This is a genomic window from Litoreibacter sp. JB4-2, from assembly GCF_055693445.1.
In genome coordinates, this window is record NZ_CM146334.1 from 15,375 (window position 1) to 40,716 (window position 25,342).

At 58.3% G+C, this 25,342-nt stretch carries 25 protein-coding genes and 1 tRNA gene; 8 read left to right on the top strand and 18 right to left on the bottom strand.

The genetic code is table 11. From position 1 onward, the window contains the following. Positions 1–7: 7 nt before the first annotated feature. The 8 genes from ccoS to ccoN form a co-directional block, all read right to left on the bottom strand. Positions 8–160, bottom strand: a complete 153-nt coding sequence (ccoS, locus tag ACZ1G7_RS00100) for a cbb3-type cytochrome oxidase assembly protein CcoS (protein ID WP_472661279.1) — start codon at positions 158–160, stop codon at positions 8–10. A 3-nt stretch (positions 161–163) separates the two neighbouring features. Continuing rightward, a complete protein-coding gene (locus ACZ1G7_RS00105; RefSeq protein ID WP_472661280.1) occupies positions 164–2,305 on the bottom strand; it encodes a heavy metal translocating P-type ATPase in 2,142 nt (713 codons plus the stop codon). Then, the gene (locus ACZ1G7_RS00110) at positions 2,302–2,766 is read right to left on the bottom strand and encodes a FixH family protein (RefSeq protein ID WP_472661282.1); all 465 of its coding nucleotides are present in this window, start codon (positions 2,764–2,766) and stop codon (positions 2,302–2,304) included. The genes ACZ1G7_RS00105 and ACZ1G7_RS00110 overlap by 4 nt, the downstream gene beginning before the upstream one ends. Then, on the bottom strand, positions 2,763–4,178 hold the full coding sequence (ccoG, locus tag ACZ1G7_RS00115) for a cytochrome c oxidase accessory protein CcoG (protein ID WP_472661284.1): 1,416 nt from the start codon (positions 4,176–4,178) through the stop codon (positions 2,763–2,765). Before ccoG ends, ACZ1G7_RS00110 begins: the two co-directional genes overlap by 4 nt. Before the next feature lie 338 nt (positions 4,179–4,516). Next, positions 4,517–5,380: a cytochrome-c oxidase, cbb3-type subunit III gene (gene ccoP / locus ACZ1G7_RS00120; protein ID WP_472661286.1), complete on the bottom strand. Its 864-nt coding sequence runs from the start codon at positions 5,378–5,380 to the stop codon at positions 4,517–4,519. After that, positions 5,377–5,622 carry a cbb3-type cytochrome c oxidase subunit 3 gene (locus ACZ1G7_RS00125; RefSeq protein WP_472661288.1) on the bottom strand — a complete coding sequence of 82 codons (246 nt, stop codon included), beginning with the start codon at positions 5,620–5,622 and terminating at the stop codon, positions 5,377–5,379. Before ACZ1G7_RS00125 ends, ccoP begins: the two co-directional genes overlap by 4 nt. Positions 5,623–5,633: 11 nt before the next feature. Next, positions 5,634–6,359, bottom strand: a complete 726-nt coding sequence (gene ccoO, locus ACZ1G7_RS00130) for a cytochrome-c oxidase, cbb3-type subunit II (protein ID WP_472661290.1) — start codon at positions 6,357–6,359, stop codon at positions 5,634–5,636. Positions 6,360–6,373: 14 nt separating this feature from the next. Continuing rightward, on the bottom strand, positions 6,374–7,981 hold the full coding sequence (ccoN, locus tag ACZ1G7_RS00135) for a cytochrome-c oxidase, cbb3-type subunit I (RefSeq protein WP_472661292.1): 1,608 nt from the start codon (positions 7,979–7,981) through the stop codon (positions 6,374–6,376). Between the two features lie 156 nt (positions 7,982–8,137). Here ccoN and ACZ1G7_RS00140 point away from each other — a divergent pair, with 156 nt between their 5' ends. Then, positions 8,138–8,977, top strand: coding sequence for a universal stress protein (locus tag ACZ1G7_RS00140; RefSeq protein ID WP_472661294.1), 840 nt, complete (start codon positions 8,138–8,140; stop codon positions 8,975–8,977). 28 nt (positions 8,978–9,005) lie between these two features. Here the strand turns inward: ACZ1G7_RS00140 and fnrL are convergent, their stop codons facing one another. Further along, complete coding sequence (gene fnrL, locus ACZ1G7_RS00145) at positions 9,006–9,725, bottom strand: transcriptional regulator FnrL (protein WP_472661296.1); 720 nt, start codon at positions 9,723–9,725, stop codon at positions 9,006–9,008. 69 nt (positions 9,726–9,794) lie between these two features. After that, positions 9,795–10,685, bottom strand: a complete 891-nt coding sequence (locus ACZ1G7_RS00150; protein ID WP_472661298.1) for a fatty acid desaturase — start codon at positions 10,683–10,685, stop codon at positions 9,795–9,797. Between the two features lie 205 nt (positions 10,686–10,890). On the opposite strand from ACZ1G7_RS00150, the gene ACZ1G7_RS00155 reads away from it, so the two are divergent. The 6 genes from ACZ1G7_RS00155 (at position 10,891) to ACZ1G7_RS00180 (ending at position 16,948) form a co-directional block, all read left to right on the top strand. After that, positions 10,891–11,982: an ABC transporter ATP-binding protein gene (locus ACZ1G7_RS00155; protein WP_472661299.1), complete on the top strand. Its 1,092-nt coding sequence runs from the start codon at positions 10,891–10,893 to the stop codon at positions 11,980–11,982. A 59-nt stretch (positions 11,983–12,041) separates the two neighbouring features. Then, positions 12,042–13,112 (top strand): ABC transporter substrate-binding protein, encoded by a 1,071-nt coding sequence (locus ACZ1G7_RS00160; protein ID WP_472661301.1) that lies wholly within the window; start codon positions 12,042–12,044, stop codon positions 13,110–13,112. 77 nt (positions 13,113–13,189) lie between these two features. Continuing rightward, on the top strand, positions 13,190–13,477 hold the full coding sequence (locus ACZ1G7_RS00165; RefSeq protein WP_472661303.1) for a DUF1330 domain-containing protein: 288 nt from the start codon (positions 13,190–13,192) through the stop codon (positions 13,475–13,477). A 2-nt stretch (positions 13,478–13,479) separates the two neighbouring features. Beyond that, positions 13,480–14,802 carry an ABC transporter permease gene (locus tag ACZ1G7_RS00170; RefSeq protein WP_472661305.1) on the top strand — a complete coding sequence of 441 codons (1,323 nt, stop codon included), beginning with the start codon at positions 13,480–13,482 and terminating at the stop codon, positions 14,800–14,802. A gap of 99 nt (positions 14,803–14,901) precedes the next feature. Further along, entirely contained in the window at positions 14,902–15,813 is a 912-nt protein-coding gene (locus tag ACZ1G7_RS00175) for an ABC transporter permease (RefSeq protein WP_472661307.1), read from the top strand. Between the two features lie 121 nt (positions 15,814–15,934). After that, entirely contained in the window at positions 15,935–16,948 is a 1,014-nt protein-coding gene (locus tag ACZ1G7_RS00180; protein WP_472661309.1) for a Hint domain-containing protein, read from the top strand. On the opposite strand, the gene ACZ1G7_RS00185 is transcribed toward ACZ1G7_RS00180, so the two are convergent. From ACZ1G7_RS00185 to ACZ1G7_RS00215, 7 genes are read right to left on the bottom strand one after another with little or no spacing between them, the layout of a single operon-like run. Continuing rightward, complete coding sequence (locus tag ACZ1G7_RS00185) at positions 16,945–17,874, bottom strand: AEC family transporter (RefSeq protein ID WP_472661311.1); 930 nt, start codon at positions 17,872–17,874, stop codon at positions 16,945–16,947. The genes ACZ1G7_RS00180 and ACZ1G7_RS00185 overlap by 4 nt on opposite strands. Continuing rightward, entirely contained in the window at positions 17,874–18,665 is a 792-nt protein-coding gene (locus ACZ1G7_RS00190; protein ID WP_472661313.1) for an MBL fold metallo-hydrolase, read from the bottom strand. The genes ACZ1G7_RS00185 and ACZ1G7_RS00190 overlap by 1 nt, the downstream gene beginning before the upstream one ends. Next, the gene (locus ACZ1G7_RS00195; protein WP_472661315.1) at positions 18,662–19,447 is read right to left on the bottom strand and encodes a TatD family hydrolase; all 786 of its coding nucleotides are present in this window, start codon (positions 19,445–19,447) and stop codon (positions 18,662–18,664) included. Before ACZ1G7_RS00195 ends, ACZ1G7_RS00190 begins: the two co-directional genes overlap by 4 nt. An 8-nt stretch (positions 19,448–19,455) precedes the next feature. Further along, entirely contained in the window at positions 19,456–20,574 is a 1,119-nt protein-coding gene (locus ACZ1G7_RS00200; protein WP_472661317.1) for a DNA polymerase III subunit delta', read from the bottom strand. Next, positions 20,571–21,182, bottom strand: a complete 612-nt coding sequence (gene tmk / locus ACZ1G7_RS00205; protein WP_472661319.1) for a dTMP kinase — start codon at positions 21,180–21,182, stop codon at positions 20,571–20,573. The genes ACZ1G7_RS00200 and tmk overlap by 4 nt, the downstream gene beginning before the upstream one ends. Then, positions 21,183–22,352: a D-alanyl-D-alanine carboxypeptidase family protein gene (locus ACZ1G7_RS00210; RefSeq protein WP_472661321.1), complete on the bottom strand. Its 1,170-nt coding sequence runs from the start codon at positions 22,350–22,352 to the stop codon at positions 21,183–21,185. Positions 22,353–22,380: 28 nt separating this feature from the next. After that, complete coding sequence (locus ACZ1G7_RS00215; RefSeq protein WP_472661323.1) at positions 22,381–23,319, bottom strand: SPOR domain-containing protein; 939 nt, start codon at positions 23,317–23,319, stop codon at positions 22,381–22,383. Between the two features lie 238 nt (positions 23,320–23,557). Here ACZ1G7_RS00215 and ACZ1G7_RS00220 point away from each other — a divergent pair. Further along, positions 23,558–23,647, top strand: a tRNA-Ser gene (locus ACZ1G7_RS00220). A gap of 281 nt (positions 23,648–23,928) precedes the next feature. Here the strand turns inward: ACZ1G7_RS00220 and ACZ1G7_RS00225 are convergent. Continuing rightward, a complete protein-coding gene (locus ACZ1G7_RS00225; RefSeq protein ID WP_472661325.1) occupies positions 23,929–25,215 on the bottom strand; it encodes a hypothetical protein in 1,287 nt (428 codons plus the stop codon). Positions 25,216–25,342: the final 127 nt, after the last annotated feature.

Below are 25,342 nucleotides of genomic sequence, written 5' to 3' on the forward strand. Positions count from 1 at the left end.
CTGCGTTTTAATCCGGCGCATCGTCTTCGTCGCACAAAATGCGCCACGCGTCGCCCTCCAGATCGTTATATTGATCATCGCGTAGCGACCACAAAAAACCGCCCAATGCCAGCCCTGCAAGCAGGAGGGAGACAGGGACCAGAATGACCAGAACCTCCATCTGTTACCTCACCCTCAATGCGTTCAGCAAAACAGTGATCGAAGAGGCTGACATCGCAATCGCAGCGCTAAGCGGGCTGGCAAAGCCCAAGACTGCGATTGGGACGGCGATCAGGTTGTAGCCCGCTGCAATCGCAAAGTTTTCCAATACGCGTTTGCGGGCACGCCTGGCGGTTTTGACCGCCTCCGGCAGGGCTTTCAAGCTATGGCCAAGTATCACAATGTCCGACGCCGCGCGGGAGGCGTCTAGTGCCGAGGCGGGTGAAATTGACACATATGCCGCACTTAGGGCGCCGGTGTCGTTTAACCCGTCGCCCACCATCAAGACATGTGCGCCTGAGGTGCCGAGGGCTTGCACCCGCGCATATTTCTCTGCCGGGCTCATGTCTGCCTCAAAGGCTGGCAGTTGCAGCTGATCCGCGATCCGGCGCGTGGCCGCGCAGGTGTCGCCGGAGAAGATTTTCAAGGTCAGATCGTCTTGGGCAAGATGTGAAACGGCGTCTTTCGCGCCGTCCCGCAGGTTTTCACGGAAAGGCAGCGTCCGGGCAGGGGCCTGTCCAATTTGCAAAGCAGGTGAGCCGGCTGCGCCAACCCAATTGCCATGCCCCAACCGTACGCGTTTGCTGCGCCAGATAGCCTCAACGCCTTTGCCGGGGTGTTCTTTGATCTCGCTCAACCGCGCTTGTGTCACTGCTTCGGGCATGGCCCGTGCAAGTGCGCGTGAAACCGGGTGAAGCGACGCGGTACTGAGTGCTGCCAGCACGCGGGCCTCATCTTCAGAGAGTTCCGCTAAGTCCAAAGCCGCGACGCCCGTGGTCAATGTGCCGGTCTTGTCAAACACAACCGTGTCGATTTCTGCCAAACGTTCGAGGGCGGTGCCGTCTTTGACCAGCATGCCATGGCGGAAAAAACGCCCGGTCGCGGCCGTCATCACAGCAGGCACGGCCAACCCCAAGGCGCAGGGGCAGGTGATGATCAGCACGGAAATTGCGATTTTCAATGCATGATGAAAATCACCGCCCAAAATGTACCAACCAACGAAGCTGAACAGCGCCAGAAGATGCACAGCAGGCGCGTAGATCGCAGCTGCACGGTCGGCGAGGGCGGTGTAGCGGTTGCGCGCGCCCTCAGCCGTTTCAACCATGGCGGCGAGGCGGCGCAATGTTGTGTCCTCGCCCGTTGCGGTGACTTCAATGACCAATGGGGCCGAAAGGTTCATTTCGCCCGCTGACAGGGTGTTCCCTTCGGCAATGGTTGCGGGCAAGCTCTCGCCGGTCAATAGGGAGCGGTCCAGCTCTGACGCGCCTTTGACCACACGCCCATCGACCGGGATCCGCATGCCCGCAAAGACTTTGATATGTTCGCCGATTTGCAGATCGCAAACGTTGACATTCTCCGGGCGTTCCCCGGTCAAGCGGACAGCGCGCGGGCTTTCCAACGCGCTTAGTTCGCGGCTTGCGGACCGCGCCGCCACACGAGTGCGGTGGTCCAAATAGCGGCCGGCCAGCAAGAAGAAGGTTAGCGACAGCGCCGCGTCGAAGTAAACGTGATGCCCGCCTTGTGTCGTCTCAAACACTGATGACCCCGCCGCCAGAATAATCGCCAGTGAAATCGGCACATCCATGTTCAACCGCCCGACCCGCAGCGCGCCCCAAGCGCAGCGCACAAAGACTTGCGCGGAAAAGAACAATGCCGGGATTGCGATTGCTGCGGACAGCCAGTGAAACAGCATTTGCGTCGCCGCAGATGCGCCCGACCAGACAGCGACCGAAAACAGCATGACGTTCATCATCGCAAAGCCAGCGACGGCCACGCGCAATAACAGGGCACCTCCTTCGGTATCGGCGCTTTCATCGGCCAACATCGTGCCGTCCAACGGCATGGCATCAAAACCGGCCTGCGCAAGGGTCGCAGTCAGCAGCTCGGGTTCCACATTCGGCGCGTCGATGCGCACGCGTTTCAGGCTTAGATTGACGCGCGCGGATTTTACACCGGGCAGTGCGGTCAAGGCGCGCTCAACGCCACTGATACACGCGGCGCAATGGATGCCGGGCAGCGATAGCAAAGTGTCGCCTTGTGTGGGCGCGGCCAGCTTCATCGCCAAAGGTGCCGCGTCGCAGGCGGGGCAGGCGGAGACGGCGCTCATTTTTCAACGCTCACGATGACGCGCTGCTTGAACACCGTCCCGTCATCCGCTTCTGCAATCAGCCGCAGGTTCCAATTGCCCTTCGCCAAAGAAACCGGCGCGATGAAGCCTGCCCCGTCAAAGCGCAATTCGGGGAACTGGTCCTCGGTGACATGGGTGGCACGGCCCAGCACGGCCGAGCGTATGCGCGGGGTTTGTGCGACGCCGTCCCGTTCAATTGTCAATCGCAAGGTGCCGCCTGCCACGACTGCTGCAACATCCCAGCTCAGGGCACGCTGGGCTGCGCGGTCTGCTTCAAAGTTCTGGCTTGCCACGTAGGAGTTCTTAACTTCCAACCCGGGGAAGGTCGCCACGGCCTGATAGGCCAGTGTCAGGTTCACCCCGATGATCACGGCGAAGGCCGAACAGATAATCAGCGCGACCTTGCGGCCCGTCAGCTCATTTGTTTCGGTAATGCTCATGATCCGGCCTTTCCGTTGAATGTGCTGTCGCGATGCGCCCGTTCGCCGTTTTCGACATCCTCAACCCAAAAGCGCAGGTCAGTATGGGCCGTGTTCGCCGCATCGTCCTGAGGCCGCGCAGTGACATAGACCCGTTGCTGCAATGTGCTGTCGGCGGGCACGTTCAGAACCAACCGGTCGGTCCCTTCGAGCCCGATGCGCAGGATTGCGTCGGCGCTCAGCGACAGGCGAAATTCGCGCGGCTCCCCATGTTTGTTGCGCAGGCGCATAGTGTAGCTATTGCGGATCGAGCCATCCGAGAGCGTGATGAACGTCGGGTTGCGCACCGCCTCGACCGTCATGTCGATATCGGCGCGGACAAACAGCGCGAAGACCAGCCCGGCGCCAATCAATGACCAAAGCGCGGTGTATAAAATGACGCGCGGGCGCAGAATATGGGCCGAGATCGGACGCGGGGCTTCGCCCGCGCGTTCACGTGGCTCATCGGCCAAGGCGAGGTAGTCAATCAACCCGCGCGGCTTGCCGATCTTGTTCATAATGTCGTCGCAGGCATCAATACACAGCGCGCAAGTAATGCACTCCATCTGCTGGCCGTCGCGAATGTCGATCCCCATTGGGCAGACATTGACGCAGGCCCTGCAATCGATGCAGTCGCCTGTCGTGTCTTCATGCTTTTTGCCACGCGGTTCCCCCCGCCAGTCGCGGTACCCGACGGTCAGGGTGGCATCGTCCATCATTGCGCCCTGAATGCGGGGCCATGGGCACATGTAGATGCAAACCTGTTCGCGCATGAAGCCACCGAAGACGAAGGTAGTCGCGGTCAGGATGGCGATGGTGGCGTAGGCTACGGGGTGGGCGTCAAACATCACCAGATCGCGCGCCAATGTTGGCGCGTCCGTGAAATAGAAAACCCAAGCGCCACCGGTGGCAATGGCGATCAGCAGCCAGACGGTCCATTTGGTCAGCCGCAAACGCCATTTCTTGGCGTCCCATTTGGCCTTCCAAAGACGGACGCGTGCGTTCCGGTCGCCTTCAATCCAGCGTTCAACCAGGATGAAGAGATCGGTCCAAACGGTTTGTGGGCAAGTGTAGCCGCACCAAACCCGGCCCAGCGCCGAGGTGAACAAAAAAAGGCCGAGCCCCGCCATGATCAAGAGGCCAGCCACGAAGTAAAACTCATGTGGCCAGATCTCGATCCAGAAAAAGTAAAAGCGGCGCCCGGCCAGGTCGACCAGAACTGCCTGGTCAGGGAGAGAAGGCCCACGATCCCAGCGGATCCATGGGGTCAAGTAGTAGATGCCCAGCGTCACGGCCATGATCCACCACTTGAACGTGCGGAAAAATCCCGAGACACGGCGTGGGAAAATCGGCTCCTGCGGCGCATAAAGAGGTTGGTGTTCAGACGTGTTCATTTCATGTCCTGACCTGTTCGCAGGACTGGTCTAGCCCGTGTCGGCGCGGCTGGGCTTTGACATGGATCAAGTTTTTGAAGGTTCTCTTTAAGCTTAGTAAGAGTGGACGAACAGATTGGTGCATAGTTGAGCGCTACGAGAGACGCCGCGCTTTTAGCCTAACTGCGACCTGTTTTCTGCTTTGCGCTTCTGGACCGGCTCTTTTGCGCCCGTCAGGTCAAAATGCGAAAACCCCGGACCACAGGATTGCGCGAACAGGTCCTTTGGCCGGGGTTTTCTCGCGCGGAGGGCTCAATAACCGCGCGCACCACCCGTCCTCTCGGACGGAAGGTTTTGGTTTACTCGCCGCCGCCCAATCCGTGGATATAGGCCGCCACGGCGTTGACGTCGGCGGGGCTGAGGCGCTGCCCCCACGCTGGCATCACGCCGAACCGCGCATAGGTGATCGTGTCGCGCAAGGTGTCCGGGTCGCCGCCGTAAAGCCAGATAGCGTCTGTCAGATTGGGCGCGCCCTGATCCGGGTCGCCCAGCCCTTCGTCGCCATGGCAGGCTGCGCAATTGTCGGCGAAAACTTCGCCGCCTAGAGCGATGCGTTCGGCGTCATATTCCTGTCCTGACAGGCGCAAAACATATTGGACGGTGGCTTCAATCTCAGCCGGTTCCATGAACTCGCCATAGGCAGGCATTTGCGAATAATGTGCGTCGTCATCGGTGGTGTTTCTGATGCCGTGGCGCACGGTGTAGGCGATCTGGTCAATCTCGCCACCCCACAACCAATCATCATCAAGAAGGTTGGGGTAGCCCACAGCGCCCGCCGCCCCAGAGCCATGGCATTGCGAGCAATGCCCGCGAAACACGGCACCGCCGCCAGCGACCGCGAAGCGTTGCAGATCCGGCATGTCCGACAGATTTGCCAGCTCCACCTGCGCCAAGGCGGTTCTGAGATCGGCATTTTGGGCTTCATATTTCGCGATTTCGGCGGCGACCTCTGCGCGTGTCGAATAGCCAAGCAGGCCACCCGTCGCGCTGGAAATCATGGGCCAGGCTGGGTAGGCGATGGTGTAGCCCACCCCCCAAATGATGCACAGATAGAAGCACCATAGCCACCAACGGGGCAGGGGGTTGTTCAGCTCCTTGATGCCGTCCCATTCATGGCCGGTTGTGTCGATTCCGGTTTCCGGGTCGATGTCTTGTTGGCTCATAGGATCGGCTCCTGATCGAAATTGAAAGCGCTTTTGCAGGCGCAGTCTGGGCAGCTTTTGAGGCAAGGCCGCCGTTCATCCTGTACCGGCGTCTCGTTGCGAAACGGGATGTTGGCGGTCTCAATGTGCACGTCCCGACTGCCAGGGCGGAAGGCCCACAAGATCGTGCCGATGAAAAACGCGGTCATCATTAAAAGCACCCAGCTGTCGGCCAGCTCGCGCAGGAAAGAATAGGTGGTCATGTCAGGGCTCCTTAGCGGCTGGCGTCAGGGGTGAAGGTGGAAAAGTCGACAAGCGTGCCGAGCATTTGCAAATAGGCGACGAGTGCGTCCATTTCCGTGATGCCCGGCGCGCTGTCGAAATTGCTGACCACGGCGCCGGGATAGCGTTCAAGCATCCCCTCCCAATCGGCGTCTGGGTCAGCTTGCACGGCAAAATCGGCCTGCGCGCTCGCAATCATCTCGTCGGTGTAAGGGACACCTACGATGCGATGCGTCTCAAGCAGGTCTTGCACGTGCTCGCCGTCGATGGGCGTGCGCCCAAGGAAAGCGTATTTCGGCATGATCGATTCCGGCACGACCGATTGCGGGTCATTGAGGTGATCGACATGCCATTGGTCGGAATAGCGCCCGCCAACCCGCGCCACATCGGGCCCGGTGCGTTTAGACCCCCATTGGAACGGGTGATCATACATTGATTCCGCCGCCAGTGAGTAATGCCCGTAGCGCTCCACCTCGTCGCGCATTGGCCGGATCATCTGTGAGTGGCAGGTGTAGCAGCCCTCCCGAATGTAAATGTCGCGGCCTGTAAGCTCGAGGGGCGAGTAGGGGCGCATGCCCTCCACCTTCTCGATGGTGTTCTCAAGGTAGAACAGCGGTGCGATCTCGACGATTCCGCCGACGGTGACCACCGCGAAACACGACACCAGCAAAAGCGTCGGGCTGCGTTCGAGAATTTGGTGTTTGTTCAGGAAACTCATCTTGTGTGTCCTACCTATTCTGCTGGCGTTGCGATTGAGGGGACCCGGACCGCGACCTTGTCGCCGCCACGAATGGTCATCCACATGTTCCAGGCCATGATGATCCCGCCAGCGAGGTAAAGGACCCCGCCCAAGCCGCGCACCACATACATCGGGAATTTGGCTGCGACCGTGTCGGCGAAGGAATTCACCAGGAAGCCCTGCGCGTCGACCTCACGCCACATCAGGCCTTCCATTATGCCTGTCACCCACATCGAAGCCGCGTAGAGCACGATGCCGATCGTAGCGAGCCAGAAGTGCCAGTTGATCGCGCTGAGCGAATACATCTGCGCACGGCCCCACAATTTGGGCGTCAGGAAGTAGAGCGCGCCAAAAGTGATCATGCCGTTCCAGCCCAAAGCACCGGAATGCACGTGCCCGATGGTCCAGTCAGTGTAATGCGACAAGGAGTTGACCGCGCGGATCGACATCATCGGACCTTCAAAGGTGGACATGCCATAGAAGGCGAGGCTGACCACCATCATGCGGATGATCGGGTCGGTGCGCAGCTTGTCCCAGGCGCCTTGCAGCGTCATCAGCCCGTTGATCATGCCGCCCCAGCTGGGCATCCACAGAATGATCGAGAACACCATCCCCAACGTCGAGGCCCAATCGGGCAGCGCGGTGTAGTGCAGATGGTGTGGCCCGGCCCAGATATACAGAAAGGTCAGCGCCCAGAAGTGGATGATGCTCAGCTTGTAGGAATAGACCGGCCTGCCTGCCTGCTTGGGCACGAAGTAGTACATCATGCCCAAAAAGCCCGAGGTCAAGAAGAAGCCCACGGCGTTATGGCCGTACCACCATTGCGTCATCGCGTCCTGCACTCCGGAAAACAGCTGCACCGATTTCGATCCCCAAATAGAGACCGGGATGGAGAGGTTGTTCACGATATGCAGCATCGCGACGGTGACGATAAAGCTGAGCAGGAACCAGTTGGCCACGTAGATGTGGCGCTCTTTGCGGATGAAGATCGTGCCCAGATAGACGGCCAGAAAGCAGACCCAAACTATGGTCAGCCAGATGTCGACATACCATTCGGGCTCGGCATATTCCTTGGATTGGGTGGCGCCCAGCAGGTAGCCGGTGGCGGCCAGAACGATGAACAGGTTGTAACCCCAGAACACAAACCACGCCAAATTGCCGCCCCACAGCCGCGTTCCGCAGGTGCGTTGCACAATGTAGAAACACGACATGATCAACGCGTTGCCGCCAAAAGCGAAAATCACCGCCGAGGTGTGCAGCGGGCGCAGCCGACCAAAATTAGCATAGGGTTGCGCCCAGTCGATATTGAGCGCGGGGAAGGCCAGCTGAAACGCGATGACGACGCCCACCAGAAAGCCTACGACGCCCCAAAACCCTGTTGCGATCACGCCTGCGCGCACAACACCGTCAAGATATTGCGATGTGTCTACGGGCGTTTCCGGTTCGTCCGTTTGGCGTAGCACCCAGACAAACATACCGCCCGAGACGGCCATGATGATCAATGCGTGCACCTGATAGGCTATGTCGCGTGCCCAGTTTGCCGCCAGTGCGGCGAACAAAAACACCAACCCCAGTATGATCAGCTTTAGGTAATTCAGCATCCCCTACGTCCCTTATAATCCTTGCGCGGCACATGCGTCGCGCGACCTGTTCGTGGGGGTGTTTTGCGCCATCGTTTGGCCGCGCGCTTTGACACAGATCAAAGAATGGCTCGGTAACATTTGCGATCTTTGGCATGCCAGCAAGGAGACGCGCCCATGACCTACGCAACACTTACGACCGTCTTGCATGACCCCTTTGCCTCGGGTGAGGCGCTTGAATATGCGATCAACGCGGCCCGGCTTTGGGGCGCGCATTTGAATGTTATTTGCACAGGTATCGACAGCACCGATCCGGGGTTTTACTACGCGGGCGCACAGGCAATCGCGGTCCAGCAAAATCTGGAGGAGGCGCAGCGCATCGCCACGCAACTTGAGGCCATGGCCCGCGCACGGCTGAGCGCCGAAGACATCACCTGGGACGTGGAATCGGTGACGATGATGACGAACGGCTTGGAGCCTTTCTTGTCGGACCACGCCCGGTTCTTCGATCTTGCGATCTTGCCATTGCCCTATGGGTCAGGCCGCAGCGCATTGGACGTGGTTGTGTTTGAAGCCTGCCTTTTTGGAGCGGAGATCCCAGTGTTGGTGGTTCCCGATGTGGCGCCCGCCCCTGTGCCGCCTGGCAAATTACTGGTCGCTTGGGACAATGGTTCTGAAGCGCTGGCTGCCGCCCGGGCCGCTAAACCGCTGGCAAAAATCGCTGACCTGACCGAGATCTGCGTCATCGATCCAGCCAGCCATGGCGGCGACCGGTCTGACCCCGGCGGACGGCTGGCGCAGGTTCTCAGCCGCGCCGGTGCTCATGTCGAGATTACGGTCGCGGCCAGGTTGAATTCGGACATTGCCGATCAGCTATTGCAGCGCGCGCGGGAGGGCGGCGCGGACATGATCGTGATGGGTGCCTACGGCCATTCGCGGCTGCGCGAGGCAGTGCTGGGCGGTGTGACCCGCACGATGTTGCGATCAGCGCAGGTGCCGGTTCTGATGGCGCATTGATCGGAATTTGGCCAAGGCGAAGGGAGCGCTAGACCTCACCAGCCTCCGCGCGCAATCGGTCCAGATCGGGGAAATACACTTTGCGTTTCCCTTCCATTGTGATCACATCGTCTTTTTTCAGTTTGGAAAATTGACGGCTCACGGTCTCCAAAGTCAGGCCCAGATAGTCGGCCATGGCCTCACGCGTGAGCGGCAGTTCAACCGGCATTGCGCGGTCAATATTTGCGACCTCCGACGGCACGGTTCTGCGATGTATCAGTAGCAAAAAGCTCGCTATTTTTTCGCGCGCCGTCTTTCGGCCCAGCAGGAACATCCAGTCGCGCGCAGCGTCCAGCTCGTCGAGCGCCATTTCCAGCATCCGCTGCGCAACATGCGGCGTGTCCTTGACCAGCGTCTCAAATTGTTTGCGGCGAAAGCAGCACAGCGTGACCTCTGTCACTGCGGTAACATCGTAGACGGCCATGTCGCGGCCGGGGCGTCCGATAAAATCGGACGGCAAAAGTAACCCCACGGTTTGCTTGCGGCCATCCTCGGTCAGATGCTCAATCGTGGCGGTGCCCGCGACGATGGAGGCCACAAATTCCATCCGGTCGCCTGCCCACATGATCGGCTGCCCCGCCTCATATGTGCGGTAGTATTTGATCGCGTCGAGCGTGACCATTTCGTCCGGCGTACAGCTAGAGCATACGGCACGGTGTCGAATGGGGCAGCTGCCGCATTTCAGCTTTTCCGTCAATTGTATCGTCATGGGTGTGCAAACCTGTTGGCTACGATAAGGTTCGGCAGGTTTCCGATCTCAAGGCCTGCATCTGCCAGGTTAACGCAGTTCGCGCAGCTCTTCCATGGTGAAGGCGCCATACCCGTCAGCAGTGACTTGCAAATCCTGCCGCAGCAACGCGTTGAGCCGGGGAAGTTGATGGAAAGGCACTTGTGGCGCGGCGTGATGTTCGGCGTGATAGGGCATGTTCCATGCGAGACACCGCACGAATGCAGTGGTGTAGGTCGTTCGGGTGTTTTCAAGCATGTTGGAAACAAATGCGCAGCGCCTGTGTTCAGCTAACAAGTAAAGGCGCAAAAAGGGCTGACCCAGTGCCAATGGGACCAACCAAAGCCATATGAGCAGAGGCGACCAAAGCAAGGTCAAAAGGGCGCATGCGTAGATTACGATCATCCATCTTGCCTCCCGGATGATCCGGGGGCGGGCGGTTTGCGGCAGGTAGGAAGCCGCAGCCTTGCCCTGCGCGTTTGTGATCAGCCGCGTTGCGGCGTCGCGCCAATACGATGCTCCGCTGATATGGATCGCAAAAGCCAACGGCGTTTGGGGCTTTGCGCCGGATAAAAGTTCCGGGTCGCGTTCGGGATCGTTGGTGTGGCGGTGATGGGCCAGGTGAAAGTAACGGAACCAAATGAAGGGCAATGCCAACACCACGCCGCAGCATCGCCCTATGAAATCACTCAACCAATTTTGAGCGAAGGGCGTTTGATGCGTGCACTCATGCTCCAGCGTGAACAAAAAGGTTAGCAAAATGCCATGTACCGGCAGTGCCAGCCACCAGTACGGCACCTGCAGTGCGATGATCGTGCCCGATCCGCCTATGGCTGCGAGATGGCCTAACAGATGAAACAAACCCTTGGCTGTATCACGCTGTTTAATCGTCGTGAGGGTCGCGGATTCGATCCGGGCGAGGGCGCTTATGTGATCTGTCATACCCGAAAGAAGAATTGCTAAAATCTGAAAATGCAAAGATTTTTTGCCCAAGACCCGTGCGTCTGGCCGAAAATATGGCTGTTCTTGCGGCAAATGCGGAAACGCGGAAAAACATTGTTGAAACACAAAACGATCCGCGCTTTAGTCTCTGCCGGACCAGCCCGCACCAAGCAGGGCGGCGCGAAAGACACCTGGGGAGTCCCGTTTGCTGGACAATAATTCGACCGACGCATTCGTTGCGTTTGACCGCGTGCAAAAGAGCTATGACGGCGAAACGCTCGTTGTAAAAGACCTAAACCTGTCCATGCCAAAAGGTGAGTTCCTGACGATGCTCGGGCCGTCGGGCTCTGGCAAAACCACCTGTTTGATGATGCTCGCAGGGTTTGAGACGGCCACGCATGGCGAAATTCGGCTTGATGGCAAGGAAATCAATAATATTCCCCCCCATAAACGCGGTATCGGCATGGTATTCCAAAACTATGCTTTGTTTCCGCATATGACTGTGGGGGAAAACCTCGCCTTTCCGCTGGAAGTCCGCGGCCTCGATAAATCCGAGCGCGAAGCGAAAGTCATGCGCGCGCTCGAAATGGTTCAGATGGGCGAATTTGGTGCGCGACGCCCTGCGCAGTTGTCCGGTGGTCAACAGCAACGTGTGGCTCTGGCCCGCGCGCTGGTATTTCAACCCGAACTGGTCTTGATGGACGAGCCGCTCGGCGCGCTCGACAAGCAACTGCGTGAGCATATGCAGTTTGAAATCAAACGGATATCAGACGATCTTGGCGTGACTGTTGTCTATGTAACCCATGATCAGACCGAAGCGCTGACCATGTCGGACCGGGTCGCCGTCTTTGAAGACGGACGTATTCAGCAGCTCGCCCCGCCAGAAGACCTGTATGAGCGCCCGGACAACAGCTTTGTGGCGCAATTCATTGGCGAAAACAACAAGCTGTCGGGCAAAGTTAAGTCGGTTTCCGGTGACATTGCGTCCGTCGAATTGCCAAACGGTAAGACAACGGATGCCTTGGCCGTGAATTGCGGTGCCGTGGGCAGCGAAACGCTGATCTCAATCCGGCCTGAACGGGTGAATATTGGGGCAAACGGCGCCAATGTGACCGAGGCTCAAGTGAAAGAACTGATCTATCTGGGCGACCATATCCGCTGCCGCCTGGATGTGCATGGGAATGACGAATTTGTGGTCAAAGTGCCAAACTCGGCCGGCCACGAACATTTGTTAGTGGGCGAAATGACAAACCTCAACTGGGCGCCGGAAGATGCGCGCGCCCTTGATGCCCTCTGACAACCAAACCGTCGCGGGACATAGCCGCGGCAAATCCATCTGACTGGGAGAGTTAATAGATGAAAAAGACACTGATTTTGACAACTGCGCTTGTCGGCACAGCATTTGCTGCCAATGCCCAAGAAGTCACCGTGATGAGCTGGGGCGGTGCCTACACCAAGAGCCAAGTTGAAGCCTATCACAAGCCCTTCACCGCCGAGACTGGCATCAAGGTGAACTCGGTTGACAGCGACAACCCTGCGACCCCGATTAAAGCGCAAGTGGAAGCTGGCAACGTGACTGTTGACGTGGCTGACGTCGAATTCTCTGACGCCGTGCGCCTCTGTGACGAAGGTTTGCTGGAAGAGATCGACACATCCGCATTGCCAGCAGCACCTGACGGCACTCCTGCCGCTGACGATTTCATCGAAGGCGCTCTGCAGGATTGCGCCGTTGCCAACATCGTTTGGTCCACCGTTTTTGCTTATAACAAAGACAACAACCCAACAGCGCCTGACAGCATTGACGATTTCTTCAACATCGCGGACTTCCCCGGCAAGCGCGGCCTGCGCAAATCCGCGAAAGCCACGCTGGAAATGGCGCTGATGGCTGATGGCGTGGCCGCTGGCGACGTCTATGACCTTCTGGAAACAGACGAAGGCGTGGACCGTGCATTCGCAAAGCTCGACACCATTAAGGACGACATCGTCTGGTGGGAAGCCGGCGCGCAGCCACCACAGCTGCTGGCAGACGGCGAAGTTTCCATGTCCACAGCCTATAACGGCCGTATCTTCAACGCAGCCGTCGCCGAAGGTCAGCCTTTGGAAGTGGTCTGGGACGGTCAAATCCTTGACTTCGACCTGTTCGTGATCCCGAAAGGCGCGCCGAACAAAGAAGCTGCTCTGGACTTCATCAAGTTCTCGACTGACACACAGCGTTTGGCGGATCAGGCGTCCTGGATCTCCTACGGTCCTGCGCGTAAATCTTCGGGCGCATTGGTTGGCGTGTTCAACGATGGTAAAACCGAAATGGCGCCGCATATGCCAACGGCGGCTGCCAATCTCGAAAACGCTCTGGTTAACAACTTTGAGTTCTGGGTCGACCGGGACGCAGAGCTGAACGAGCGCTTCAACGCATGGCTGGCTCAGTAAGCTAGCCTGCCTGGCGGCGCCCTTTGGGAGGGGGCGCCGCCGACTATTTTCATGCTGCTTCAAGTGGGGAATGGCGGATGCCAAAAGGCTATTGGATGCTGCACGTGACTGTGACGGATCCGGAAAATTACGCGGAATATGTGCGCCTAGATACGCCCATAGTGGAACGCTTTGGCGGGACATTTTTGGTGCGCGGCGGCACGTCCGAGACGCCCGAAACCCCGCAGAAGGACCGCCACGTAGTGGTTGAATTTCCCAGCTACCAAGCAGCCTTGGATTGCTACCATTCAGACGATTATCAGGCGGCTGCCAAAATACGGCTAGCCCATGCCGATAGCGACACAGTCATCGTGGAAGGCACCTGATAATGGCGGATATGACGGCGCAATATGTGGGACCTCAGGGCGCGGATGGCGCAGCAGGGCAGCTCACAACAGCCGATGGCAAGCCGCTCAAGGCCGCGTTGAACGCAGCACAATCCAAAGCAAAGCGCCGCGCCTTTTTCTTGGTGCTGCCCCTGTTTTTGTTCGTTCTACTGACTTTCGTGGCGCCCATCGGACAGCTGCTCTACCGCTCTGTCCATAACCCGGGCTTCACCACTCATACCGACCTGTCGACGGGTACCAAAACTCCGATCATGGTCGAGCTGCGCGCCTGGTTTGACAACAACCCACAAGGTACTGAGCCGGATGAGGCCGCCTACGCAGCGCTTGTCTCAGACATGGTTTTGCTGCGCGAACTGAAAGCGCCGGGAATTGTCGGCACGCGGATCAATTATGAGCGCTCCGGCTCCCGCTCCATGTTCACTAAGGCCGCGCGCCGGGCGGCAAAGCTCGAAGCCCCATTCAAGGAGGCGATGCTCGACCTTGATGAGGATTGGGCCGACCCAGAGATGTGGTCGGCCATGCGCGGCGCGTCTTCCGCCTTCACGCTGAATTTCTACCTCGCGGCGCTTGATCTGACGCGCGACACCGAGGGTTCGATCACCAAGGTGAATGAAAACCGGCAGGTCTACGTGACGCTGTTTCAACGCACGCTGTTTTTGTCGCTGCTGATCACCTTCCTCTGTTTCGTGCTGGCCTACCCAATCGCGCATCTGCTCGCGACGCTGCCGCTGCGCTATTCAAACCTGCTGATGATCTTTGTGCTGTTGCCTTTTTGGACGTCGCTTCTGGTGCGAACGACCAGCTGGATGGTGCTGTTGCAAAGCCAGGGTGTGGTGAATGACGCAATGGTTGGCACCGGGCTTCTAGCTGACGAAAACCGCATCCAGATGATGTATAATCAGACCGGCACAATTGTCGCGATGGTTCACATCCTGCTGCCCTTCATGGTGCTGCCGCTGTATTCGGTCATGCGGCCGATAAACCCATCATACGTGCGCGCTGCGCGTTCTTTGGGTGCTACGTCATGGACCGCGTTTCGGCGCATTTACTTTCCGCAAACGATCCCCGGTATCGGGGCAGGGGCGCTGCTCGTGTTCATTCTGGCAGTTGGGTATTACATCACACCGGCCCTTGTGGGCGGCGCGGATGGTCAACTGATCTCCAACCTGATTGCGTTCCATATGCAAAAGTCGCTGAACTGGTCGTTGGCGGCTGCTCTGGCCTCCATTCTGTTGGGCGGGGTGCTGGTGCTGTACTGGCTCTATGACCGCCTCGTCGGCATCGACAACCTGAAGCTGGGATAGGGATATGTTAAGGATAAGACACGCGCACCAAAATGGCCGCGCCCTCGCTTCGTTCTGTCAAAAATACTCAAATCCGGCATCTGCAAGGGGCACGCACTAATGGCACTTCCTTCGCACGCCTCTACGCTGGAACGGGTCTGGCATTATGCCTATCTGGCGATTTGCTGCCTGATCTTCCTGTTCCTGATCGCGCCCATTTTGATCGTGATACCGCTCAGCTTCAACGCAGAGCCCTATTTCACATTCACGGAGAAGATGCTGAAGCTCGACCCGACGGGATATTCGATGCGCTGGTATGACTTGCTATTGACCTTTGGCATGCTGGAGCCTGAAACCACGCGGGACGGCAGCTGGTGGGCGGATGCCTGGGCCAATGCGAACTGGATTTCGGCAGCCAAAAACTCGGTCATCATCGGGTTCTTCTCGACGCTTCTGGCCACAGTGCTGGGCACCATTGCGGCGCTCGGCCTTAGCCGTCCTGAGATGCCCTACAGGCGCGCGATCATGGCGATCCTGATCTCGCCGATGATCGTGCCTATCATTATCACAGCGACCGGACTGTTCTTTTTCTACTCAGCCACGGGGCTGGCAAATAGCTACGCAGGCATCATTATGGCGCATGCAACGCTGGGTATCCCTTTTGTTATCATCACTGTTACGGCGACGCTGGTGGGGTTCGACCATTCACTGACCCGCGCAGCTGCCAATCTAGGCGCCACGCCCACGACCACATTCTTCAAAATTACTATGCCGCTGATCCTGCCGGGCGTGATCTCGGGTGCGCTTTTTGCCTTCGTGACCAGCTTTGATGAAGTTGTTGTTGTGCTTTTCGTGGCCGCCCATGATCAGCAAACTATCCCGCGCCAGATGTGGAATGGCATTCGTGAACAGATCAGCCCCGCGATCCTGTCGGTCGCCACGATCCTCGTGATCATCTCAATTCTGCTGCTGACAACGGTGGAGCTGTTGCGCCGCCGATCAGAGCGTTTGCGCGGCATTTCGCCGGGTTAAGCGGCTAAAAAGGCAAAATAATTCCCCGTCACTGCCCCAGTATGGCCCTGATATGGCCATTGCGGCTCCATGTCGGTTTGAAATCACAGGGGCTATAAACTGTGTCTGTTGTGATTAGCGAATGCCCACTTATGACCTCTATACGCTGGCGGAATCGCAGATAACTGTGTCCGGCGGCGAACAGCTTGACGGCGTCACCCAAGGTGACGGCTCCCATTTGGTTGGGCAAACCATCACGCTCAACACCAATGCCTGGGTCCCAATTTCGATCACCGACAATGACACTGATTTTGCGGATAACGCGGGGTCCGGCCAAAACCTCACAAATGCGACCACGATTGATGGCGTGACCTACGCCGCTGGCAGCACGGTCGAGGCCGAATATTCCTTCGTCGTCACTGATGGCACTAACAACTACACGGTAATCGCCTTTAACGTGGCGACCGGCTCACCGTCTTACGCAACGGTTGAGGCTTTGGCTTTCATTGGCCCCGTTGCAGGGTTCCCGCCTGTCGGCGTGCCGCTAACTGTTACCTCCGCACAGGAGGGGCCCAGCAATCCTGCCGTCGACCACGCATCGCCACCCTGCTTTACCAAAGGTACCCGTATCCTAACGCCGGACGGGGAACGGGTGATTGACGCGCTCTGTGTCGGCGATCTTGTTTCGACGTTGCAGCATGGTGCCCAGCCCATCCGTTGGATCGGGACCTGCACCTATCCGGCTCAAGGCGCGTTCGCGCCAATACGGTTTGCACCGGGCGTTCTGGGGAATGTGCGCCCGCTCTTGTTATCTGCGCAGCATCGCGTCTGGGTCGATGGCTGGCGCCCGCATCTGTTGTTTGGCGAAAACGCCGTGCTTGCGCCCGCGCATGCGTTCGTCAACGGCACCGATGTCACCCGCGAAGAGGGTGGCTTTGTCACGTATTTCCACCTGATGTTTGACGCCCATGAACTGATCTGGTCGGAAGGTGCGCTGAGCGAAAGCTTGTTTGCAGCGGATGCGTTTCGTTGTCCCGATCTGGACCCGCGCTATGACGAGCTTTGCACGCTGTTCCCCGCGCAGATGCGATCGGCAAATCACACAGCGGTTGCCGCGCTTAAGACGCATGAGGCACAGCTGATGCTGTCGCTTTAGGGCAGCACCAACAACCAGCCTGTGATCGTTAAAACTGACAGCGCCGTCGCCGCAAGCACCGCAGAGGCTGCAACGCGTTTCGCGACCCCATACATATTGGCGAAGACATAGGCGTTGATGCCCGGCGCCATAGCGGCCGTCAGAACAGAAGAACGAGAGGCCGCGATATTCAGGTCAAACCCGCTCACCAGCCCGTAGGACATTGCCGGGCGCAGCAGCAAAGTCAGCGCGCAGATCATCAAGACAGGGCCTAGATCGCCTTCGAACTTGTATTGCGCCAGAACCCCGCCCATGCCGAAAATCGCGGCTGGAAGTGCGGCTCGGATCATCAAGTCAAGCGCGTCGCTTGCGACGGTTGGGATGCTCACGCCGCTTAAGTTCACCGCGAACCCTGCCGCCAACCCGATGATCAGCGCGTTGTGAAAAATCGCGCGGCTTACCGCTTTTAGCGTGGCCCCGAATGGCTGGCCACGATGCTTGACCGTCTCCATCACGGTGATGCCCAGCCCGTAGCAAATGGGCGCGTTCAACGCGACAATGGCGTAGTTCGGGTCAAGCGCGGAGGCGCCATAGGCCCGCTCCGTGATCGGCAGCCCCAGCAGCACCGAATTAGCGAACATACAGGCAAACCCAATCGCCACGCTGTCCTCCCAAGGCCTGCCAAACAGCATGCGTGCGCCGCAAAGCCCCAACGCAAACATCGCGACGCAGGGGATATAGTAGGAGGCCAGCAAGGCAGGAGTGAAATAAACCCCCAATTCCAGCTCGGCGATTGCTTTGAAGAGCAGGCATGGAATGGCGAAATGCTGGGTGAATTTCATCAACCCGTCGACGCCGCTTTCTGGAAACGCCTTGAACTTCACTGCCAGATAACCCGCGCCGATCACCAAGAACACCGGCAGGATGACGGCGATCAGATCACCCATCAGGCGCGGGTCTCAATCACCAGGCCGTCAAAGGCGGGGGTAACATTGGCCGGCGTCTCGGCCTTGACGGTCTCATAGTCTAGGTCGATATGCATGTTCGTCAGAACTGCCTGTTTCGGCTCCAGATCCGCGATCCAGTCCAGCGTGTTGTCCAGATGCGAATGGCTGGGATGCGGGGTGCGGCGCAGCGCATCTATGATCAGCCAATCAAGCCCATGCATCGCCTTGCGCCCCGTATCAAGGTCGGAGACATCAGGCAAATAAGCCACGTCATCCATCCGAAACCCCAGCGAGCGTATTGTGCCATGTTGGACCTCAAACGGCGTTAGGGTCAGCGCCCCGCCGGGCCCATCCACAATGACATCACCATCAATTGCGTTCAGCTCAAGGATCGGCGGGTAGCCGGACCCGGGCGGCGTTTTAAACACATAGCCAAAGCGGTTTTGCAACGCTTCCGATGTGGGCGTATCGGCCCAAACCTGAACACGTTCGCGCATGTTGAACACGATCATGCGCAGATCATCTATACCGTGCACATGGTCGGCATGGGGGTGCGTGTAGACCACGCCGTCCAACCGTCCAACTTCTGCGTCGAGAAGCTGTTCGCGCAGGTCCGGGGAGCTGTCGATTAGCACCGTTGTCGTGCCTTCTGGTCCGACCTGCTCGACCAGCAGTGAACACCGCCGCCGCCTGTTCTTGGGGTTCGCCGGATCGCAATCGCCCCAATGCCCGCCAAGGCGCGGCACACCGCCAGAGGACCCGCAACCCAGTATCGTAAAACGGCGCTTCATAAAGTCGCCTTGGTAAAGAGCCGCTCAAAATTTGCCTGCGTTTGCGCCGCGAATTCCGCGTAGTCGAGCCCGAAAACCTCAGCGCCGACCTTGGCTGTGTGCGCCGTGTAACCCGGTTCATTGCGCTTGCCCCTGAAGGGGGGCGGGGCAAGGTAGGGCGCGTCGGTTTCGACCAAGACGCGATCCACCGGCGCAGTCGCAAAAATTTCGCGCAGCTCTTGTGATTTGGGGAAAGCGGCAATGCCTGACATGGACAGGTAAAACCCTAGATCAAGCGCGGCCTTAGCCAGCTCGACTGACGAAGAAAAGCAATGCATCACACAGCTATAAGCGCCGTTCTTAAACTCATCCCCCAAAATGCGCGCCATGTCCTCATCGGCGGCACGTGCATGGATGATCAACGGTAGATTGGTCTGGCGCGCGGCCTCGATATGGACGCGCAGGCTTTCTTGCTGAACGTCTTTGCTGTCGGCAGTGTAATGATAGTCCAGCCCTGTCTCGCCGATGCCCACAAATTTCGGATGCTGCGCCAAGGCAACCAGCTCATCAACTGTGGCCATGGGTTCATCGGCCGCGCTCATCGGGTGGGTTCCGGCGGCGTAGAAAACGCTTTTATATTGTTCGGCTAAGGCGCGCACCTGGGGCTCAAGCCGCAGTTTGGTGCAGATTGTGACCATACGCGTGACTCCGGCCTCATGCGCGCGGGCGATCAGGGCGTCGCGGTCCTCATCGAAATCAGGGAAGTCGAGATGGCAATGGCTGTCGGTAATCTGCGGTGTCATCGCGCCTCTCAAGCGGCGGTGCGGCCCGCCACGTCATTCATACTCAAAAGCATATCTAGGATCAGGGAAGAGGGGTCAAGGTTCACTGCCTGCCCATGCCGCGCGCGGGCAGATGTTTTGGCCGAAAGCGCGGCCCAATGGCGTGCGGCGTGATCATCAGGCGACAGGCGCGCCAGCATCCGCAATTCGCCCGAACTGGCCTGCGTGTCGACCATCCCAAGCCCCGCGCGGGCGAGCCGCGACAGCATCACGTCCATCAGGCGCAACATCAAATCGAACCGTGCCTCCGCCCCGCGCCCGGCGGCTTTCTCGGCGAATTTCAACGCGACGGAACGGTCGAGCCGGGGGAATGTGTCGATCAGCGCGGCGAGCTCTTTGTACAGCGTCAGCCCGTCAAGATTGAGCAATCTGAATGCTTCCCCAACCGACCCGCCTGACAGTTCCGCCAAGGCGACTGCGTGATCGCCAACCGGCGCACCAGCAGCATCCAAAGCCTGCGCCATATCTGTGGGCGTCAGCTCCGTGCAGCGCAATTCCCGGCAGCGCGAGCGGATCGTCGGCAGTAGCTTGGAAGGTTGGTGCGCCACCAAAAGCAACAGGCAATCGGCCGGCGGTTCTTCGAGCACTTTTAGCAGTGCATTGGCTGATGACACATTCAATTCATCCGCCGCGTCCACAATCACGACCCTGCGGCCCCCATCTGGGTTCGACAGCGCGAAAAAGCTTTTCAATCCGCGAACCTCAGACACGGAAATCACGGTTTTCAGCTTCTTCGTTTTCTCATCCCACGGGCGGCGCAGCAGGAACAAAGCGGGCTCCGACAAAGCGGCGATGCGCGCGTTGACCGCGTGCGTTTCGGGGATGTCCAACGTCGTTGGGGCAGGGGCCGCGAACATGCCACCATCATCCTTTGGCGTCGCCAGCAAAAACCGCGCGATACGCCACGCCAGCGTCGCTTTGCCCACGCCCTGTGGCCCGGTAATCATCCACGCGTGGTGCAGCCGGTCGCTGTTGAACGCGGTCAGAAACGCCGTTTCTGCAGCGGATTGCCCGACAAGACGCGCGGTCTCACGCGGATGGGGCGCGCCGTCAATTTGGTCGGGCTGGGGCAGGTCTTCGTCGCTCATGTCAAGCGGCTTAGCACAGCCTCTTGCACGGTGGCACCCACTTCGTCAGCGGGGCGGTTGCCGTCGATAAGGACGCAGCGATCAGGGTCTTCGTCGGCCAAGGCTTTGAAGCCCGCGCTCAAGCGATGCTGAAAGTCGAGGCCAAATTCTTCAAACCGGTCTTCGCCGCTGTCCCGCGCCAGCCCCCGGTCGAGCGCGATGTCGGGATCCATATCGATGATCAGGGTCAGATCAGGCTCCGTCCCGATCATCTGGGCATGCAGGCTGTCGACCATCGCGCGTCTCTCGCCACGGGTCGCCCCTTGGTAGACACGTGTCGAGTCGGCAAACCGATCAGAGATAACGATATGCCCGCTTTCCAAGGCAGGTAAAATGCGCTTTTCTAGATGGTCGCGGCGCGCGGCGGTAAAAAGCAAAATTTCGGTCTCTGCTGACCAGCGATCCGTCGCGCCCTCAACCAGCAGCTTGCGGATTTCTTCTGCGCCAGGGGAGCCGCCGGGTTCGCGCGTCAGCACCACTTTGCGGCCCAACGCCTCAAGATGCCCGGCAAGCAGCCGCGACTGGGTGGACTTGCCTGACCCGTCAATGCCTTCGAACGTGATGAACACCTAGAACAGCGTCTCGGCCCGGTTGACAAGCTGGCCTGTCAGTTGACCCAGAAGCACCGTCGCTGCCGTGCGAACACGGGTCACAAAACCGCCCTTTGGCACTGTTTCGGTGGCCACAAGCGTATGCGCCACATCGCTAAAACCGGGGACTGACACAATCAATTCGGCCACCGGGTCACCCGCCTGAATAGGCGCATCAAGGGGGCCCACGTAATTTACCTTGGCGCGGACATCATTGCGGCCAATCACAGGGATCAGCACGCTGACATCTTGGGTTGTCGCCAGCCCAACTTTTGCTGCTTCACCCATCCAAACATCCGCTTGGGTCACAATCACGCCGTCTTCGGCCAATTGCCGTTCGACAAATTGGTTGAAGGCCCAGTTGGTCATGCGCTCAGCCTCTTGGGCCCGCTGCGCTTCGGTGTCGAGGCCAGAAAACACGAAAACAATGCGGCGCCCGTTTTGTTGGGCCGAGCCCACAAGCCCGTAGCCAGCCTCTTGCGTGTGCCCTGTTTTGAGCCCGTCAGCACCGATACTAAGCTTCAAAAGCGGGTTGCGGTTGAAGCGGTTCGCGACAGGGCTGTCTTCGTATTGGAATTCGGTCTCGGCAAAGTAGCCGTAATACTGTGGGAATTCAGTCACCAAACGCTTAGCCAGGATCGCGAGGTCGCGCATCGACATGCGGTGTCCCGGGGCGGGCCAGCCGTTCGAATTGGCAAAGGTTGAGCTGGTCATGCCCAATTCAACAGCGCGCTGCGTCATGAATCGCGCGAAGCCAGCTTCCGACCCATCGGGCGAAAGCCGCTCGGCCAGAACCGCGCTTGCATCATTGCCGGACAGCACGATGACCCCCCGGATCAATTCTTCGACAGTGGGGCGGTCTTTCGTTTCCAAAAACATCGTTGACCCACCATAGGCCGCCGCTTGGGTTGAGACTGGCACGGTTTCATCCAGCGACAGCCGTTCGTCCTCCAAGGCCTCAAACACCATGTTCAGCGTCATCAGCTTCGACATGGATGCGGGCGGCAGCGCCATATCCGCATTCTTTTCCATCAAGGTCTGATTGGTGCCAACATCAAGCACGATCGCTGACTTGGCCGGCGTGTCAAACGCGGCGGCAGGAAAGGCTGCAAAAAGGATGGCGGACAAGATCGTTGCAACGCGGATCACAGCTCGGAACTCCTATCGGTCTATCAAATCAGTTGGTTACAAAATAGGCGTCGGCAAAGCCCAGTTCGTTCACTTTTTTCATAAGCGTGCTGCGCTCCGCGCTGTTTGCGGCAGGGCCCACGACAAGTCGGAAAAAGGATGACCCATTGCTTTCGCCTGACCGTGTCGTCGGGATGATACCCGCATCACGCAGCTTGTCGGCTGTACTTTCGGCATTTTTCTGTTCCGAATAGATGCCGATTTGGATGAATGGTTTCGAAAGATTTGTAGCCTGTGGCGCTGGAGCTGTCGCGGCGGCGGAAGCAGCGGCCGGGGCAGCAGCGGTAGGCGCGGGGGCTGGCGTTGCTGCGGGCTTTGGCGTCGGTGTGGCGCGTTCAATGGCCGATGTCGCAACATCCACCGGATCCAGCGGCGCAGCTTCCACAGTTTCTGCCGCAGCGGCGCCCTCCACAAGGCTACCTTGCTCTGTCGCGCCCTCAACCGTGGTCACGATAGGGGCTTCGATTTTCTCTTTGCGCAATGCAACGACCGACAGTTTTGCGGGTTGGCCTGCGAGCATGCCCAGCTCCTCCGCCGCGTCCGAGCTGACCTGCAGCTTGGGGCCAGGGTTCAGGCGTTCACGCCGAAACAGCGCGCCCACAACGAATTTGCCGTTATCAGCATTGCGGATGATCACGCGCTCCGGGTCTTTGACATCCGGGTAGGCGACCCAAACGCCGCCCAGCGACGGACGCCCGTCCCAAAGACCGTTTTCATTGATTGAAAACACATCAGGCGCTTCGACATCCTGTTCGACAGCGCCACCTGTGGCGGGGGCATTCGCTGCTGCTGCAGAGGCGCTTTCAGGCTTTTTCTTAAGGAAGTCGAGGTTGAACCCCTCGCCATTTTCGCAGGCCGCCAGCGAAATCGAGGCCCCAAAGATAAATATGCCGCGTTTAATTGTCGGCGCGATGGTGTTGAAATACATTGCTTTTTGCCCCTCATTTCCGCGCCGCACATGCGTATTGGCCTGCGTTTATGCGAGCGGATTGCCTGTTACCCTGTGGCCTTTTCGGCCCTCTTCCCGCGCGACATTAAGGGGTTTGGCCCGTTTTGCAAAGCGAAAGCGGGAATGTTCGGCAGGAATTGGCTTGAACTTGGCGTGATTGCCAACCCCCTTTTTCCGCCTTTCAGAATCGCTAATGACGCATTAGACGCATCCCGTCGGAGGAGTGGCAGAGTGGTTGAATGCACCGGTCTTGAAAACCGACGTAGGTGAAAGTCTACCGTGGGTTCGAATCCCACCTCCTCCGCCAATAGTGACAATTCGTGCTAAGCGTATGCCTTGCATATATTTTTATGTAGGACAGCGGGCTTAGCTTCACGCTTTGGTCAGCTCGGGTGTGCCGCCGGGAAATCCGAAAGACCCTCTTCAGTTTGTGCGGCGCATCTACGGCGCCCTCAAAAATGGAGCGGATGACGTCACAATATCCACGAAAATGCGTCTTTCGGGCGGTCAAATGCGCGCGTGGCCCCTCTTGTTGAGCGCACCAGACCGAAAGACGTTCGAGGCTGGGGCGCTCATTGGTGCGTGGCGTCAGGCGATGTCGAAGGTGAAATCGAACGTGTCGACGACTGCTTTACTGGCATCGAGCAATTCAATTTCCAGCTCATGCCGCCCGTTTTCGAACGTTGTGCCGCCCCGGAAATCATCGCCCAAATTCCCGAACAGCGCATATGGCTCCAACATTTCCAGCTTCTGATGGTCGCCGTATTTTAGTCGCACCGCGCCAATCTCAACGTCATCGCCTTCGACGTCATTGGCAAAGATCGAAATAGGTCCATTCAGGCTGCCAGCAGAAACGGTGTCCCCATTTTTTACCTGCTGAATGACCGTGTCGGTATCTGTATTTACAAAGAAAAATTCCAAAGGCAGGTCAGGGTCGGTCGTTTCCTTGCCTTCTGTCGCCTCGTCGCCGATGTCTTTTCCATTAGCGGCCTCGGGCTCATTGGTGTCCGGATTTTCCGCGCCCGGCTTTGCGTTTGATCCGTCACTAACAAGTCCGCTGGCCTCACCGGGTGCAAAATCAAGCTTTTTGGCGAATGCGTCGTATTCGAAGGTTTTCTCAAATTTGGCGCGGCCGATGCCGTCCTCCGTGTCGCGTCCGTTGCCGTGTTTGCCCATGCCCAGAAAGACACCCTCGACATTGTTGCTGTCGAAATTCAAGAAGTTGACGCTCATTTTCTTGGTATTGATTGCATCATAGCGGCCAAGCTCGACACCGGCCCATTCCGCCAGGTTCATGATGCCCTTGGTATGAAACCCTTGGCCCAGAAGCCCGTCGGCGGACATGCCGCCCATCTTGCCAAAAATGTCGGCAATCGTTTGGCCTGACTGGATCGCATCGCGCAGTTCTTCGCCTTCTTCAGGGGTCAATTCATAGTCACCCCATAGATATTCCCGGACGTTCTCGGTGTCCTTTCTGGGGTTCAGGACATGCATAAGCTCAAAGCTGCCCGCGTCCTGCTTGCCGCTGTGACCGCGCCCATGCCCCATATTGGCTTTGTGAAAAGATACTGTCATCGCATGCAGGCCCAACTCATGCATTTGCGGGTCGTCACTGCCGATCAGCTCGGTTATGGTGTTTTCATACAGGTATTTCGATATCTCCTGCATGCCGACCATGAAGGCCGCTGATTTTTCGGTTTGTGCGGTTGTTTTGTCAGGTGAATCGAACTTATCGGAAACGAAGACTTCGGTGATCAGAGCATTGAGCTCCTTCTTCATACTAAAGCCGGTCGCGACTTCGATATTGTCGAAAAGCGTTTTGAAGTTTGTGCTGCCATGGGCGTTGGTCGCGTCAGAATGGGTGTGCTGTTCCATGATATGTCATCTCGGTTTTGAGTGGGTGGGAGGTGTGGCCGACGATAGCTTTCGCCGAATGCACGACAACGACGCGATAAATTGGCGTTTCTTTTGAGCAGAGACATGCCGCCATGCAGCAAAGACT

What these genes read in the sequence shown, in the direction of transcription:
- ccoS (WP_472661279.1), bottom strand. Translation starts at nt 160, where the DNA reads ATGGAGGTTCTGGTCATTCTGGTCCCTGTCTCCCTCCTGCTTGCAGGG.
- ACZ1G7_RS00105 (WP_472661280.1), bottom strand. Translation starts at nt 2,305, where the DNA reads ATGAGCGCCGTCTCCGCCTGCCCCGCCTGCGACGCGGCACCTTTGGCG.
- ACZ1G7_RS00110 (WP_472661282.1), bottom strand. Translation starts at nt 2,766, where the DNA reads ATGAGCATTACCGAAACAAATGAGCTGACGGGCCGCAAGGTCGCGCTG.
- ccoG (WP_472661284.1), bottom strand. Translation starts at nt 4,178, where the DNA reads ATGAACACGTCTGAACACCAACCTCTTTATGCGCCGCAGGAGCCGATT.
- ccoP (WP_472661286.1), bottom strand. Translation starts at nt 5,380, where the DNA reads ATGAGCCAACAAGACATCGACCCGGAAACCGGAATCGACACAACCGGC.
- ACZ1G7_RS00125 (WP_472661288.1), bottom strand. Translation starts at nt 5,622, where the DNA reads ATGACCACCTATTCTTTCCTGCGCGAGCTGGCCGACAGCTGGGTGCTT.
- ccoO (WP_472661290.1), bottom strand. Translation starts at nt 6,359, where the DNA reads ATGAGTTTCCTGAACAAACACCAAATTCTCGAACGCAGCCCGACGCTT.
- ccoN (WP_472661292.1), bottom strand. Translation starts at nt 7,981, where the DNA reads ATGCTGAATTACCTAAAGCTGATCATACTGGGGTTGGTGTTTTTGTTC.
- ACZ1G7_RS00140 (WP_472661294.1), top strand. Translation starts at nt 8,138, where the DNA reads ATGACCTACGCAACACTTACGACCGTCTTGCATGACCCCTTTGCCTCG.
- fnrL (WP_472661296.1), bottom strand. Translation starts at nt 9,725, where the DNA reads ATGACGATACAATTGACGGAAAAGCTGAAATGCGGCAGCTGCCCCATT.
- ACZ1G7_RS00150 (WP_472661298.1), bottom strand. Translation starts at nt 10,685, where the DNA reads ATGACAGATCACATAAGCGCCCTCGCCCGGATCGAATCCGCGACCCTC.
- ACZ1G7_RS00160 (WP_472661301.1), top strand. Translation starts at nt 12,042, where the DNA reads ATGAAAAAGACACTGATTTTGACAACTGCGCTTGTCGGCACAGCATTT.
- ACZ1G7_RS00165 (WP_472661303.1), top strand. Translation starts at nt 13,190, where the DNA reads ATGCCAAAAGGCTATTGGATGCTGCACGTGACTGTGACGGATCCGGAA.
- ACZ1G7_RS00170 (WP_472661305.1), top strand. Translation starts at nt 13,480, where the DNA reads ATGGCGGATATGACGGCGCAATATGTGGGACCTCAGGGCGCGGATGGC.
- ACZ1G7_RS00175 (WP_472661307.1), top strand. Translation starts at nt 14,902, where the DNA reads ATGGCACTTCCTTCGCACGCCTCTACGCTGGAACGGGTCTGGCATTAT.
- ACZ1G7_RS00180 (WP_472661309.1), top strand. Translation starts at nt 15,935, where the DNA reads ATGCCCACTTATGACCTCTATACGCTGGCGGAATCGCAGATAACTGTG.
- ACZ1G7_RS00185 (WP_472661311.1), bottom strand. Translation starts at nt 17,874, where the DNA reads ATGGGTGATCTGATCGCCGTCATCCTGCCGGTGTTCTTGGTGATCGGC.
- ACZ1G7_RS00190 (WP_472661313.1), bottom strand. Translation starts at nt 18,665, where the DNA reads ATGAAGCGCCGTTTTACGATACTGGGTTGCGGGTCCTCTGGCGGTGTG.
- ACZ1G7_RS00195 (WP_472661315.1), bottom strand. Translation starts at nt 19,447, where the DNA reads ATGACACCGCAGATTACCGACAGCCATTGCCATCTCGACTTCCCTGAT.
- ACZ1G7_RS00200 (WP_472661317.1), bottom strand. Translation starts at nt 20,574, where the DNA reads ATGAGCGACGAAGACCTGCCCCAGCCCGACCAAATTGACGGCGCGCCC.
- ACZ1G7_RS00215 (WP_472661323.1), bottom strand. Translation starts at nt 23,319, where the DNA reads ATGTATTTCAACACCATCGCGCCGACAATTAAACGCGGCATATTTATC.
- ACZ1G7_RS00225 (WP_472661325.1), bottom strand. Translation starts at nt 25,215, where the DNA reads ATGGAACAGCACACCCATTCTGACGCGACCAACGCCCATGGCAGCACA.